The organism is Streptomyces sp. NPDC008092, assembly GCF_042957285.1.
Lineage (GTDB): Bacteria > Actinomycetota > Actinomycetes > Streptomycetales > Streptomycetaceae > Streptomyces.
Genome location: NZ_JBIBHY010000023.1, coordinates 38,391 through 52,338 on the forward strand (window position 1 = coordinate 38,391; position 13,948 = coordinate 52,338).

A 13,948-nucleotide genomic window follows, 5' to 3' on the forward strand; every position below is an offset into this window, starting at 1 on the left:
TGAGGGCGGCCGGAACGGGAGCCGCCGGAACACCGATACTTCGAGTACTTCGAGAGGGATGGTCTTCCATGGACGCCATCTACACCGCAGCCGCCACCGCCACCGGCCGGGAAGGACGGGCGGTCAGCTCGGACGGCCAGCTGGACCTCACGCTGGCGTTCCCGCCCGCGCTGGGCGGCAACGGCCAGGGCACCAACCCCGAGCAGCTCTTCGCCGCCGGTTACGCCGCCTGTTTCGCCAGCGCCCTCGGCGCCATCGGCCGCCAGGCCAAGGTCGACACCGGCGAGATCTCCGTCACCGCCGAGGTCGGCATCGGCAAGGACGAGTCCGACGGCGGCTTCGCGCTCAAGGTCACCCTGCGCGTCGAGCTCCCCGAGGCGCTCGCCAACGAGACCGGCGAGAAGCTGGTCCACCAGGCCCACGAGTTCTGCCCCTACTCCAAGGCCACCAAGGGCAACATCCCGGTCGAGCTCGTCATCGAGTAGCCGATCGGGTGACCAGCGGTACCGGGGACGCCTCCCCCGTCCGGGTGAGCCGCGCGAGCACCTCCCCCGTTCGCCGGCTCCAGTCCACCACCACCGCCTCCGCGGGCAGCCGCTCCTGCCGCGTCAGCAGCAGCCAGCGCACCCGGGGGCGGTGGTCGTGGCCGTCGGCCAGGTCGATGCCGTACCCGGGGAGCAGCCGGACGGCGTAGTAGGCGTCCGTGACCACCGGTTCCCCCGGGCCGATGTGCCGGGCCGCCCAGTCGTACGACGGCCAGCGCGGCGGCTGGACGAAGCCGACCGGGTCCACCGAGCGCGGTACGACCGCCCCGGCCTGCGCGGCCAGAAAGCCCAGGCAGACCCCGCCGGCCGCGGCCCCGCCCAGCACCCGCCGCCATCCGGACCAGGGCCGGTCCGCGGTCAGCTCCACGGCGAGCGCACACTGCGGCGCCAGCAGGACCAGCCCGAGCAGCCCGCCGAGCCGCCCGCACACCAGCACCAGGCATCCCAGGGCGAACAACAGCACCAGCGGATCACGCCAGGCCGCCGGCCCCGCAGGCCCCGCAGGCCCGCGCGGCGCCGGCCCGCCCGTCCGCCGTACCCGCAGCCACAGTGCCGGGACCCCGAGCAGGGCCAGCCAGCACTGGCCGGCCCACTCGCCCGAACCGGCGTACGTCCCGAACGCCGACGGCGGCAGCACGCGCGCGTGCGTCCCGAGGACCAGCGCTGCCGCCGCCACCGCGCACAGCAGCGCCCAGCGCCCCCACACCGCGGCCCGCCACCCCCGCTGCCACCCCGCCACGAAGGCCGCCGCCCCGGCCGCCGCGCCCACCCCGGTCACCGGGTCGGTCAGCGCCACCGCCCCGTACAGCAGGCCGAGCGCCGCGTATCCGGACAGGCTGCGCAGGCCGCTCGGGCCGACATAGCGCACCCGGCGCAGATCGCGGGCGCGGGCGCCGGTCAGGGCCCAGGCCCAGAGGGTGAGGCCGAGGGCGAACGCGGACGGATAGCCGAGGCTGCCGGTCAGCGGCAGCAGGGCCAGCGAGCCCCCGCCCCAGGCCGGCCGCGTGCCCCACAGCACGGACAGGAAGGCCAGCGCCAGCACCGGCGCCCACGGGCGCGGGGTGAGGACGCGGACCAGCCGGCCGAGGCCCGTCAGCAGCACCAGCAGGTTCAGCGGGCCGCACACCCGCAGCAGCTGCCACCCCGTCAGTCCGGTCAGCCGGGCGAGCGCACCCTGGGCGAGCACGTACGGGGAGGCGGCGGCGTCCGTCAGGCCCGCCCGCAGCCGTGCCACCGCCGCCGCGTGCACTCCGGCCTCGCAGCACGGCGGCACCCGCCAGTACGCCAGGGTCATCAGCAGCCAGAACAGCAGGCCGAAGACCTGGTAGGGGGTGAGCCTGTGGACGCGGCCGCCGCGCAGGGCGGTGGAGCCACGCGTGGCGCGCCGGAGCAGGGCGCCGGTGCTCACCGGAGGAAACGGACGGGACGGACCATTTGCCAAGTGTTCCCGTCCGCCCCGACCGCGTTGCCGTCCGTCACCTCATCGAGTGACACGCCTCATCGGGTGATGCCGACCGTCCTGGGCGGCCCCTGCACGGGAACCGCGGCCGACCGGTGCACCAGCGGTTCGAGGAGCAGCGGCACGCCCACCACCGGCAGCAGCCATGCCAGCACGATCAGCCGGTCGCCGAAGACGGTGATGTCGGGGTGTCCGGCCTGGGTGAGGACCCCGGTCGCGGCGGCCGCCAGCAGGAAGACGCCGAAGGCGGGGCGCCGCCGCGCTCCCCACGCCCCGGCCGCCAGCGCCGCCGGGAACAGCGGCTCCGTCAGCTGCCGCCGCAGCCACTCCACCCAGAAGTCGAACTCCAGATGGAGGAACTCCCGCCACGGATGGGCCCGGTCCGGACGGGCGTAGTGGGCGGTCAGCAGGTCCTGCACGCTCTCCGCCTCGGAGGGGTAGTGCAGCAGCCGGGCGAGGAGCAGCGTGCCCGCCACCGCCCCGCACCCCACCGCCGCGATCGCGGCCACCCCGCGCCCGACCCCGCGCCCGGGACCGCGCCCGACCCCGCGCCCGGGACCGCGCCCGACCCCGCGCCCGGGATCTCGCCCGTGCCGGCGCCGCCACAGTGCGACCACCGCCGCGGCCCCGGCCAGGCACGCACCGAGGAAGAGCGCCTGCGAGTGCTTCACGGTGAACAGCGCGGCCAACGCGCCCGCCACCAGCGCGGTTCCCGCCCGCCCGGTCAGGGCCAGCGCGCAGCCCCACAGGGCCGTCAGGGTCAGGGCCAGCATCAGGCCCTCCGTCATCGGCCGCATCGCGGTCGTGCCGACCGGCAGGACGTAGTACAGGGCCTGCCCGGTCAGCGCGAGCGGCACCGGTACCGACACCGTCCGCAGCACCAGGAAGACCAGCACCCCGCCCGCGCCCGCGACCAGCACGCTCGCCAGCCACACCCCCCACGTCACCCCGAACACGGTGACGAACGGCACCAGGAACACCGGATATCCCGGCCGCACCTCGAAGATCTGCCGCAGCCGCGGGGCCACGAACGGCACCACGTGCCCGTCCGTCTGCGCGCCCCCGGCCCGCAACCGCCGCTCCACCCGCCGCAGTTCACCGGCCCGGCACTCCGCGGACACCCGGCCCGCCGGGCTGGGCGCGTGGAAGCGCAGCACGTTCACGCGCTGCGCGCGCTCCGCCGCCGACGCCTCGCCGGCGCACACCCAGTCCACCGTCTCGGCCGCCGCCGCCCGCTCGCCCGCTCCGGACAGGGTCAGCGCGTACGACACGTAGTTCTTGGAGTCGGGTGTGTCGCGGCCGGTCACGTCGGCGAGCTGCAGCACCGCGAAGACGGCGGCCAGCACCAGCACCCAGGTACGCGGTCTCACGTCGACGCCAGCAGGTCACGGGCCCCGGCCGGACCGGGCACCCGGGCCGGCGGCTCCGGCATCGGCTCGCCGAGCAGCAGCGTCCGTACGACCCGTTCGGCGGCCCTGCCGTCGTCGAACTCGCAGAACCGGGACCGGAAGTCGGCCCGCAGCCGCGCCGACTCCTCGTCCCGCCAGCCGCCCGAGGCGAACAGCCAGGCCAACTCCCGGTAGGAGCGCGAGACATGGCCCGGCGCCTCGGCGGTGATGTCGAGATAGGCGCCCCGGCTCGCGGTGTACGCGGCCCAGTCGTCGGCGTGCACGACGACCGGCCGGTCGAGATGGGCGTAGTCGAACATGATGGAGGAGTAGTCGGTGACCAGGGCGTCCGCGGCCAGCATGACCTCCTCGGCGTGCGGTTCGCCGGTCGCGTCGACCACGATGCCGCGCCGGTGCAGCTCGGCCAGGCCCATCCCGCGCGCCGGACCGGTCGCGAGGGCCGGATGCAGCCGGACCACCAGCGTGTGCCCCTCGCCGAGGTCGGCGGCGAACCGGGCCAGGTCGATCCGGTCGACGTGACCGCCCCGGACGTAGTCGCGGCGGGTCGGCGCGTACAGCACCACGGTGTGCTCGGCCGGAATGCCGTACCGGTCCCGGAAGTCCGTCGGGCCGCCGTTGACCAGGACGTCGTTGCGCGGGCTGCCCGTGCGGGCCGACGCGAAATGGCAGGGGTAGGCCCGCTCCCACACCAGCTCCGAGTGGCGGTTGGCGACCAGGCTGTGGTCCCAGCGGTCGGCCCGCCGCAGCATCTGCGGCACGTCGAAACCGAGCCGGGCACCGGGCTTGCCCAGCAGGTCGGCGCCCAGGTACTTGAGCGGGGTGCCCCGGTGGGTGTGGACGTGCACGCTGCCGGGCCGTTTCACCAGCGCGCCGGGCCAGTTGACGTCGTTGACGAAGAACTTCGCGCGGGCGGTCAGCCGCAGGTACTCCGGGGAGTCCAGGAGCACGTGTGCCACACCGGCCGGCAGCCCTGCCGCGACCTCGGCGTCCCGCACCACCCAGACGCCGCGCAGCCGCGGGGCGATCTCCAGGGCCGCCCGGTACACGGCCGCCGGGTCGCCGCGCAGCCCCTGGTGCGAGGCCGCCGAGTACAGGACCAGCTCCTCGTCCGGCGGGCGCAGGCCGCGGAGCCCGGTCAGCGCGCGCCGGGCCCGGTCCGCCGCCGCCCGCCGCACCCGCAGCGCCTGCCGGCCGCCCGCCCGTCCGGCCCGCCCGGCCTGCTGCCGCAGCAGGTAGGACGCGTACGACCCGTCGAGCACACCGAGGTCGGCCGCCGCGGTCCCGACCGTCCCGACGGCCACCGCGGCCCCCGTCTCTGCGGCCCCCGTCTCTGTGGCCCCCGTCTCTGTGGTCTCCGGCGGCCGGAACGCCCGGTGCAGCTCCGCCGTCCGCCGGAAGAACTCGCCCCGGGCGGCGGGCGGCAGCCGGTCCGGCTTGGCGAGGATGTCCAGGCAGTGCTCGCCCATCTTCCGGTGCAGACAGGGCCGCCAGCCGGCCAGTTCCGGGCGGGCGTCGACGAAGGCGAAGACCCGCTTGTACTGCTCGTGCACGTCGAAGTGCTTGCGGCTGGTGGTGGAGAGGATGTTGCCCTGCCGGCGCTGGCGGTAGTTCACGCAGATCCGGTCGAGGGTGGCGATCCGGGCCGCGCTGAGCATGACCGGGAAGGTCCAGGGGGTGTCCTCGTAGTAGCCCGGCGGGAAGGCGAAGCCGTTCTCCTCGACGAAGTCCCGCCGGTAGGCCTTGTTCCACACCACCATCAACAGGTCGAGGATCTCCGGGCGTTCGGCCGCGGTGAAGACGCCGTCGGTGGCACTCAGCACCTCCGCGAGGGCGTTGCGCCGGGTGCCGCCCCACCAGTAGGTGCGGGCGTAGTCGAAGACCAGCACGTCCGGGTCGGCGCTCTCCGCCAGCCGGTCGGCGATCGCGCGCAGCGCGCCCGGCGTGAGGGTGTCGTCGCTGTCGAGGAAGAGGAGGAAGTCACCGGTGGCGTGCGGGAGTCCGGCGTTGCGGGCGCGGCCGAGGCCGACGTTCTCCGGCAGGTGCAGGACCTTCAGGCGAGGGTCGCGGGCCGCGTACTCGTCGAGGATCGCGCCGCTGCCGTCCGGGGAGCGGTCGTCGACGGCGATCACCTCGATGTCGTGGAAGGACTGCTCCAGGACCGAGTCGAGGCACTCGCGGAGGAAGCCCTGCACCTTGAAACAGGGGACGATCACACTGAGTCGGGGCACGGTCAGCTCCTGACGAGGGTCGCGGCCGGGGCGGGCAGGCGTTCGGCGAGCGGGATCACCGTCGGGATCTCCTCCGGCGGCCGGCCGAGGAACACCCGCCGTACCACCCGCTCGGCGGCCAGGCCGTCGTCGAACTGGCAGAACCGCGCGCGGAAGCCGGCCCGCAGCTGCCGGGACTCCGGGCCCCGGTAGGAGCCGTCGCGGAAGATCCGGGCCAGTTCCTCGGGGGTGTGGGCGACCGGCCCCGGCGGCTCGGCCATCAGGTCGAAGCAGACGCCCCGGGTCTGCCGGTAGACCTCCCAGTCGTCGGCGTAGACCACGATCGGCCGGTCCAGGTTGGCGTAGTCGAACATGATGGAGGAGTAGTCGGTGACCAGCGCGTCCGCGGCCAGGCAGACGTCCTCGGCGGAGCGGTGCGCGGTGACGTCGATGACCCGGCCGGTGCCCGCCGGCCGGCCCCGGTCGTAGAAGTAGTGCGCGCGCAGGAGCACGACGACGTCCTCGCCGGCCGCCTCGCAGAACGCCTCCAGGTCGAGGCCGGGCTCGAAGCCGGTGTGGTGGTCGCGGTGGGTGGGGGCGTACAGCACGGCCGTCCTGCCGTCGGGGACCCCCAGCCTGCGGCGGGCCCGGACCACGTCGTGGGCGGACGCCGAGTAGTAGACGTCGTTGCGCGGATAGCCGTACTCCAGCGTCCGGTACGAGCCGGGGAAGGCGCGTTCCCACGTCTGGGTGGAGTGGCGGTTGGAGGAGAGGTTGAAGTCCCAGCGGTCGACGCGGCCGAGCAGTTTGGTGAAGCTGCCGGTCTGCGCGGCGACCACCGGGTACGTCGACTGGTCGACGCCCATCTTCTTCAGCGGGGTGCCGTGCTGCGTCTGGACGTGCACACTGCCCGCCCGTTTGACGACCCCCTCGGCGAAGTTGGCGTTGTTGACCAGGTACTTGGCGCGGGCCAGCACCTCCCAGTACCGGCGGCTGCCGATCACCGCGCACTCGACGTCGTCCGGCACGGTGTGCTCCTGTCCTGCCTCGACCAGGAACACCGAGCGGATGTGCGGGGCGAGTTCGCGGGCCACGGCGTGGATCGCGGCCGGGTTGCAGACGTAGCCGCGCCCCCAGTAGGCGCAGTACACGGCGAGGTTCGGGTCGAGCGGGCGGCGCAGGTCGAGGGCGTACCGCAGCCGGGTGAGCGGCAGGTGCGGGCGGGGCAGCCGGCCGGTGGCCCCGGCGGCGATCCGGTTGGCACCGCGCAGCACGCGGAACGCCGAGTACGCGCCCGCCGCGAGGAGCCGGTGCTGGACACCCACGCTCCCGCCGGGCATCCGGAACCCGTCCGGCCGGTGCGTGCGGTGCAGCCGGGCCGCCCGCCGGAAGAACGCCCGGCGCCCGGCCGGCATCCGGTCCGGCCGCGCGGCCGTCTTCAGCACCACCGCGAAGACCTGCTCGAACAGCGCCCGGGCCCGTTCGCCCGGCAGCCCGGCGGCCCGTTCCAGCACCAGCTCCGCCTGGTCGAGGAGTTCGTGCTGGTGCGGTCCCGGCAGGTTCAGCCGGCTGCCCTGCCGGCGCAGCCGGTGCCGTACGACCACCGAGCGCAGCACCGCGATCCGCTCCGCGGCGACGGTGGTCAGGCCGCCCCAGCCGAGGTCCGTGAAGTGCCCGTCCGGGAAGCTCAGCCGCCGCTCGGCCACGAAGGACCGGCGGTAGACCGCGCTCCAGGCCGGCAGCGCCACGCCCGTCAGCCGCGGCACCCGGTCCGGGGGGAACGCACCGCTCGGGGCGCCCGCCAGCAAGGGGGCCGCCGGGTTGGCCGGCTCGCCCTCCCACCAGGGTGTCCGCTCGTGCTCGGCATACAGGACGTCCACGTCACCGGTCTCGGCGAGCCGGGCGTCCAGCAGCGCCAGCGCGCCCGGGACCAGGACGTCGTCGCCGTCGAGGAAGAGCAGGTACGTGCCGTGCGCTGCCCGCATCCCGGTGTTCCGGGCCCCGCTCAGCCCGGCGGACGGCGGTGAGTGCACCGGGGCCACCCGGGAGTCCCGCTCGGCGTAGCCGGCGGCGACCGAGGCGGCCGGGGCGTCGGGCGCGTCGCAGACCGGGATCAGCTCCAGGTCGCCGAAGGACTGGGCGAGGACCGAGTCCAGCGCCTGGGACAGCCGGCCGGCGACCCCGTGGGACGGGACGATGATGCTGAAGCGGGGCATGCTGCTCTTTCTCAGGTGTGCATGCGGCCCGGCCTTCCCGTCGGCCGCCAGGTGGACGGCCGGGACGGAGTGGGCCGCGAGGTGTTGGGGGGCATGAGGGAACTCCCTGCAAGGCAAACGGCGTTCAGCGGCTCTCGGTGACGGGCAGATGGCCGGAAGGTTGCGGAACGGTGGCCAGTGGGGAGTGGTCGAGCCCCGCGGCCGCCGAGGGCACGGGGTGCCGCTGCTCCAGCGGGACGACCTCCGGCAGCCCGGCCGGCTCGCCGAGCACCACGTGCCGGACCACCCGCTCGGCGGCGCGTCCGTCGTCGTACCGGCAGAACCGCTCGCGGAACGCGGCGCGCAGCTGGGCGGAACGGGAGCCGCGCCAGTGGCCGCTGGCGAAGATGTCGATCAGCTCGTCCTCGGTGCGGGCGACCGCGCCGGGCGGGCCGGAGCGCAGGTCGAAGTAGGTGCCGCGAGCCGCGTGGTAGGCGTCCCAGTCCTCGGTGTGCACGACGATCGGCCGGTCCAGGTTGGCGTAGTCGAACATCAGGGAGGAGTAGTCGGTGACCAGCGCGTCCGCGGCCAGGCAGAGGGACTCCACGCCGGGGTGGTCGCTGACGTCGATCACCCGGTCCCCGGTGCCGAGCGGGCCGCCGTGCCAGTAGTGGGCGCGGGCCAGGATCACGAAGCGCGGGCCGAGGCGGCGCACGATCCGGTCCAGGTCGAGGGCGGGGCGCTGGGTGCGCCGGTAGTCGCGGTGGGTGGGCGCGTACAGGAGGGCGACCGCGTCCTCGGGGATGCCGAGCGACTCCCGGATCCGGGCGACGTCGGCCGAGGTCGCCTTCTGGAAGACGTCGTTGCGCGGGTAGCCGTACTCCAGGGTCCGGTATCCGCCGGGGTAGACCCGCTCCCAGGTCAGGGTGGTGTGGCGGTTGGCGGACAGCACGTAGTCCCACTTGCCGACGCCCCGCAGCAGCTCCTCGAAGTCCATGCCGGCGGCGGCCGCCGGGTGTTCCTGGAGGTCGAGGCCCATGTGCTTGAGGGGGGTGCCGTGCTGGGTCTGCACGAACACCTGGCCGGGGCGCTTCCGCAGCCGCCGGTCGAAGTTGACGTTGTTGACCAGGTACTTGGAGCGGGCCAGCGCCGTCCAGTAGCCGAAGGTGCCCGGCCGCAGCCGGCGCGGGCCCGGCGGGATCGTGTGGTGGTGTTCCGGGCGGGCGATCCACGCGGTGCGGATGTGCGGGGCGTGGGTGCGGAACGCCTCCTCCAGCGCGCCCGGGTTGCAGCCGTGCCCGCGGTTCCAGTAGGCGGCGAAGACCGCGCGGTCGGCGCGCAGCGGGAGGCGCAGCTGGACGCGGTAGTGCAGCTGGAGCAGGGCCGAGCGCAGGCCGCGCAGGGACTTCACGCCGGCCTTGGCCGTGCGGCGGCGGGCGGACACCGCCAGCTGGAGGGCGCGGTAGGTGCGGTGCAGGCCGTAGTGGACGAGGGTGTGCCGGAGCCGGGTGCGGAGCGGGACCTTCGAACCCCCCGCGTGATGGCGCCGGTAGTGGGCGCGGGCCGTGCGCAGGAACTCGCCGCGGCTGCCCTTCGGGAGCCGGTCCCGGCTGGTGAACACCGTCGTGAAGTGGTCGATCATGCGGCGGAACAACACCGGCCGCCAGTGCGCCAGTTCGGGCCGCTCCTGGATGAACGCGAAAACCCGGTCGTACTGTTCGAAGATGTCGAAGTGCTTGCGGCTGGTGGTGGAGAGGATGCTGCCCTGCCGCCGCTGCCGGTAGTGCACGCAGACCCGGTCGAGGGTCGCGATCGACTCGGCGGCCATCAGGACCGGGTAGGTCCAGGGCGTGTCCTCGTAGAAGCCGGGCGGGAAGGCGAAGCCGTTCTTCTCGACGAACTCCCGCCGGTACGCCTTGTTCCAGGCCACCATGAGCACCCGGAGCAGACCGGGCCGGTCCGCGAGCCGGAACGGCGCCGGACCCTGCTCGGTCAGCTGCGGCGCGAGCTTGTTGCGCTCCGCCCGGCCCGTCCAGAACGTCCGCGCGTAGTCGTGGACGAGCACGTCCGGATCGCCGGTCTCCTTGATCCGGTCGGCGATCGCCCGCAGCGCGTCCGGCGTCAGTGTGTCGTCGCTGTCCAGGAAGAGCAGGTAGTCGCCGCGCGCCTGCGCCATCCCCGCGTTGCGGGCACCGCCCAGGCCCTGGTTCTCCGGCAGGTGCAGGGCCTTCACGCGGGCGTCCCGGGCCGCGTACTCGTCGATGATCGTGCCGCCGGCGTCCGGTGAGCAGTCGTCCACGGCGATCAGTTCGAGATCGGGGTACGACTGCGAGAGCACCGAGTCCAGGCACTCGGGCAGATACGCCTGGACCTGGTACGCGGGGACGATGACACTGAACCTGGGCAAGGGGCATCCATGGGTCGGTCGGCGCGGGCGTTCTGCCCGGGAACGGCCAATGGAGTGATTCGGTTACGGTTCGCTACGGCATGTGGGTTACGTTCCGTGAACGGGCCGGGGCGAGCCGGTGACCGACTCGCCCCTTTTGGGAATCTTCTGTGCGGACCCCCGTGCGGCTACTTGACCGCGCCCGCCATCACCCCCGTCACGAACTGCCGCTGGAACGCGAAGAACACGGCCAGCGGGATCACCATCGAGATGAAGGCGCCGGGCGCGAGGACGTCGACGTTGTTGCCGAACTGGCGCACCTGGGTCTGGAGCGCGACCGTGATCGGCTGGGTGCCCGACTTCGTGAACACCAGCGCGACCAGCATGTCGTTCCACACCCACAGGAACTGGAAGATGCCGAGGCTCGCGATCGCCGGCCCGCCCAGCGGCATCACCACCCGGGTGAACAGCCGCAGTTCACCGGCGCCGTCGAGACGGGCCGCCTCCAGCAGCTCGCGCGGGATCTCCGCGAAGAAGTTCCGCAGCAGGAACACCGCGAACGGCAGCCCGAAGCCGACGTGGAACAGGATCACCCCGAAGATCGTCCCGAACAGGCCGACCTTGCCGAAGAGTTCGGCGATCGGGATCAGCGCCACCTGGACGGGCACGACCAGGAGACTGACCACGACCAGGAACCACCAGTCCCGGCCCGGGAACTCCATCCACGCGAACGCGTAACCGGCCAGCGCCCCGATGATCACGACCAGGACCGTCGCCGGGACGGTGATCAGGACCGTGTTCCAGAGGGAGTGGGTGATGTCGCCGTTCTCCAGGAGCTTGCGGTAGCTGTCGAACGTCAGCTGGGACGGCTTGGCGAACACGTGCCACCAGCCGTTCGCGCTCATGTCCTCCGGGGAGCGGAGGGAGGACGCGAGCAGGCCGATCGTCGGCACCAGCCAGAACAGGGCGACGACGATCAGGAAGACCCTGACCAGACCGCTGTTGAGCTTCTCCAGCACCCAGCTCATCGCCGCTCCTCCCGCCGCAGCCGACGCACGTTGAACCACATCACCGGGATCACGAGCAGCAGCAGGAAGACCGCGATGGCGCTCGCGATGCCCGGCTGGCCCTCCGAGAAGCCCTTGCGGTACAGCTCCAGGGCGAGCACGTCGGCGTCGTCCTGCGAGGAGCCCGGCGCGATGATGTACACGAGGTCGAAGACCTTCAGCACGTTGATCATCAGGGTGACGGTGACCACCGCGAGGACCGGCGCGAGCAGCGGCACCGTGACCTTGCGGAACACCTGCCACTCGGTCGCCCCGTCGACCCGGGCCGCCTCCAGGAGCTCCCGGGGCACCCCGGCCAGCCCGGCCGCGATCAGCACCATCGCGAAGCCGGCCCACATCCAGACGTACGACCCGATGATGGCCGGGGTGACCAGGGACGGGCCGAGCCAGTCGACGCCGTTGTAGGGCTGTTTGAAGTTGCTCGCGGGCAGCCGGAGCTGAGCGCCGTCCGCGCCGGCGGGCAGCGTGAAGGTGCCGTCGGCCGCGGCCTTCGTCGACGCCACCACCGTGCCGTTCTTCACCGCCTCGATCCGCATCCCGTCGTAGCCGAGCTCGGACGGGTCGGGGGCGCCGAGTCTTCCGACGCCCTTGCCGCGGGTGAAGTCCTGCCAGGTGGTGCCGGTGATCTTCGCCGGGTCCGCCTCGGCCGCCACGGCCTTCTTCGCGCCGTCGGGCATCTGGTCGGGGGCGACGCCGACGAGCGGGAGGGCGACGGTCTGGCCGGTGTGGACGGTGGCCGTGGTGATGAAGCCGCCCTGGTCCGCTTTGAGGGGCGACTCGCGGCCCGGGTGGGCGTTCGGGAACGCCGAGGACTGCGCGAAGGTGTCGTGGATGCCGACCCAGACCGCGTTGGCGACCCCCTTGTCCGGATCCTGGTCGTAGACGAGCCGGAAGATGATCCCGGCGGCCAGCATCGAGATCGCCATCGGCATGAAGACGACCAGCTTGAACGCCGTGCCCCAGCGCACCCGTTCGGTCAGCACCGCGAAGATCAGGCCGAGGGCCGTGGAGACCGTCGGCGCGAACACCACCCAGATGACGTTGTTCTTCAGGGCGGTCCGGATGCCGTCGTCCGTGAAGATCGCCTTGTAGTTGTCGACGCCGGCGAAACCGTCGCCGTTCGCGTTGTAGAAGCTGCGGATCAGCGAGTACCCGATCGGGTAGACCACGAGCGCGCCGAGCAGTACCAGGGCGGGGAGGAGGAAGAGCACCGCCACGCTCCGGCGGGTGCCGGTCACGCTCCTGCGGCGGCCCGGTGGAGCGGGGGCCGTGGCTGCGGGTGCGGCCATCGCCGGGTCAGCTTCCGCTGCCGTAGGCGGCCGCCGCGTCCTTCTCCAGCTTCGCCTGGGTGCCCGCGACGTCCGACGGGTTCTGCAGGAAGTCCTGGAGGTCCTTCCACTCGCCCTTGCCCGGGGTGCCGCCGAACGCCTGCGGGGCCTGGTCGGACATGTCGAAGCGGAAGTCGTCACCGGACGCGATCAGGGACTTGGCGATCGTGCGCTGCACCTCGTTCGGGTAGGCCGAGTTCGGCACGCTCTTGTTCGGCGACAGGTAGCCGCCGAGCTTCGCCTGGATGGTCGCCGCGTCCGGGGAGGCCAGGAACTTCGCCAGCGCCTGGGCGCCCTTGGAGTCCTTGAAGATCACCGCCGCGTCACCGCCGGAGACCACGGGGGCCGTGGAGCCGACCGCCGGGAACGGGAACACCTTGGCGTCCGTGCCCACCTTCGCCTTGGTCTCACCGATGTTGACCTGCACGAAGTCGCCCTCGTACACCATCGCCGCCTTCGGCTGGTCGCCGCCCGTGAAGGTCTGGGTCACCGAGGCCGGGAACTCCGTCTGCAGCGCGCCGGACGCGTTGCCCGCGACGTACCCCTTCTTGCCCCAGATCTGGGCCAGCGTGGTCAGCGCCTGCTTGACGCTCGGATCGGTCCACTTGATCTTGTGCTGGGCGAGCTGGTCGTACTTCTCCGGCCCCGCCTGGGAGAGGTAGACGTTCTCGAACCAGTCGGTCAGCGTCCAGCCGTCGGCGCCGCCGACCGAGAACGGGGTGACGCCCGAGTCGTACACCGCCTGCGCCGTCGTCAGCAGCTCCTGCCAGGTCTTGGGCTCCTTGGCGCCCGCGTTCTCGAAGACCTTGGCGTTGTACCAGACCAGCGACTTGTTGGCGGCCTTGTAGTAGACGCCGTACTGCTTGCCGCCGACCTTGCCGATGTCCTGCCAGCCCTGCGAGTAGTTCTTCTGCACCTCCGTGAGCGTGTCGGCGCTCAGCGGCTTCGCCCAGCCCTTCTGGACGGCCTGCTTGATCGCGCCGGGCTGCGGCAGCAGCGCGATGTCCGGCGGCTGGCCGCCCGCGATCTTCGACCCCAGGAAGTTGATGATCGGGTCCTGGGCGGGCACGAAGGTGACCTTGGCGCCGGTGCGCTTCTCGAACTCCGCGAGCACCTGCTTGAAGTTCTTCTGCTCCTGCCCCGTCCACACGGCGGCCACTTCGAGGGTGGTGCCGTCGAGCTTCGGGAGGGTGAGGGTGCTGGTCTCGGTGGCGCCGGTGCCGGTGTCGCCGCCGGATTTCTTGTCGCTGCCTCCGCACGCGGTGAGCGCGAGGGATCCCGCGAGCAGGGCGGCGAGTGTGGCGAGGGCCCTGTGTGTCCGGATGGTGTTGCTCATGACGCGCATCACTTCC

The 13,948-nt window shown here is 72.9% G+C and carries 9 protein-coding genes; 1 reads left to right on the forward strand and 8 read right to left on the reverse strand.

Features of this window, described 5'->3' with window-relative positions:
* Nucleotides 1-68: 68 nt before the first annotated feature.
* A complete protein-coding gene (locus ACFZB3_RS45855) occupies nucleotides 69-485 on the forward strand; it encodes an Ohr family peroxiredoxin (RefSeq protein ID WP_391388999.1) in 417 nt (138 codons plus the stop codon).
* On the opposite strand, the gene ACFZB3_RS45860 is transcribed toward ACFZB3_RS45855, so the two are convergent.
* From ACFZB3_RS45860 to ACFZB3_RS45895, 8 genes are all read right to left on the reverse strand, one after another.
* Complete coding sequence (locus tag ACFZB3_RS45860; RefSeq protein ID WP_391389001.1) at nucleotides 475-1,953, reverse strand: hypothetical protein; 1,479 nt, start codon at nucleotides 1,951-1,953, stop codon at nucleotides 475-477. The two genes, ACFZB3_RS45855 and ACFZB3_RS45860, sit on opposite strands and share 11 nt — an antisense overlap.
* A gap of 89 nt (nucleotides 1,954-2,042) precedes the next feature.
* Nucleotides 2,043-3,374: a hypothetical protein gene (locus ACFZB3_RS45865; RefSeq protein ID WP_391389003.1), complete on the reverse strand. Its 1,332-nt coding sequence runs from the start codon at nucleotides 3,372-3,374 to the stop codon at nucleotides 2,043-2,045.
* Complete coding sequence (locus ACFZB3_RS45870; RefSeq protein WP_391389006.1) at nucleotides 3,371-5,641, reverse strand: CDP-glycerol glycerophosphotransferase family protein; 2,271 nt, start codon at nucleotides 5,639-5,641, stop codon at nucleotides 3,371-3,373. Before ACFZB3_RS45870 ends, ACFZB3_RS45865 begins: the two co-directional genes overlap by 4 nt.
* A gap of 2 nt (nucleotides 5,642-5,643) precedes the next feature.
* Nucleotides 5,644-7,836 carry a CDP-glycerol glycerophosphotransferase family protein gene (locus tag ACFZB3_RS45875; RefSeq protein WP_391389010.1) on the reverse strand — a complete coding sequence of 731 codons (2,193 nt, stop codon included), beginning with the start codon at nucleotides 7,834-7,836 and terminating at the stop codon, nucleotides 5,644-5,646.
* Nucleotides 7,837-7,960: 124 nt separating this feature from the next.
* Nucleotides 7,961-10,222: a CDP-glycerol glycerophosphotransferase family protein gene (locus ACFZB3_RS45880; RefSeq protein ID WP_391389013.1), complete on the reverse strand. Its 2,262-nt coding sequence runs from the start codon at nucleotides 10,220-10,222 to the stop codon at nucleotides 7,961-7,963.
* A gap of 167 nt (nucleotides 10,223-10,389) precedes the next feature.
* The gene (locus tag ACFZB3_RS45885) at nucleotides 10,390-11,229 is read right to left on the reverse strand and encodes an ABC transporter permease subunit (protein WP_391389016.1); all 840 of its coding nucleotides are present in this window, start codon (nucleotides 11,227-11,229) and stop codon (nucleotides 10,390-10,392) included.
* Nucleotides 11,226-12,557, reverse strand: a complete 1,332-nt coding sequence (locus ACFZB3_RS45890; protein ID WP_391389019.1) for an ABC transporter permease subunit — start codon at nucleotides 12,555-12,557, stop codon at nucleotides 11,226-11,228. The genes ACFZB3_RS45885 and ACFZB3_RS45890 overlap by 4 nt, the downstream gene beginning before the upstream one ends.
* A gap of 7 nt (nucleotides 12,558-12,564) precedes the next feature.
* Entirely contained in the window at nucleotides 12,565-13,941 is a 1,377-nt protein-coding gene (locus tag ACFZB3_RS45895) for an extracellular solute-binding protein (RefSeq protein WP_391389021.1), read from the reverse strand.
* Nucleotides 13,942-13,948: the final 7 nt, after the last annotated feature.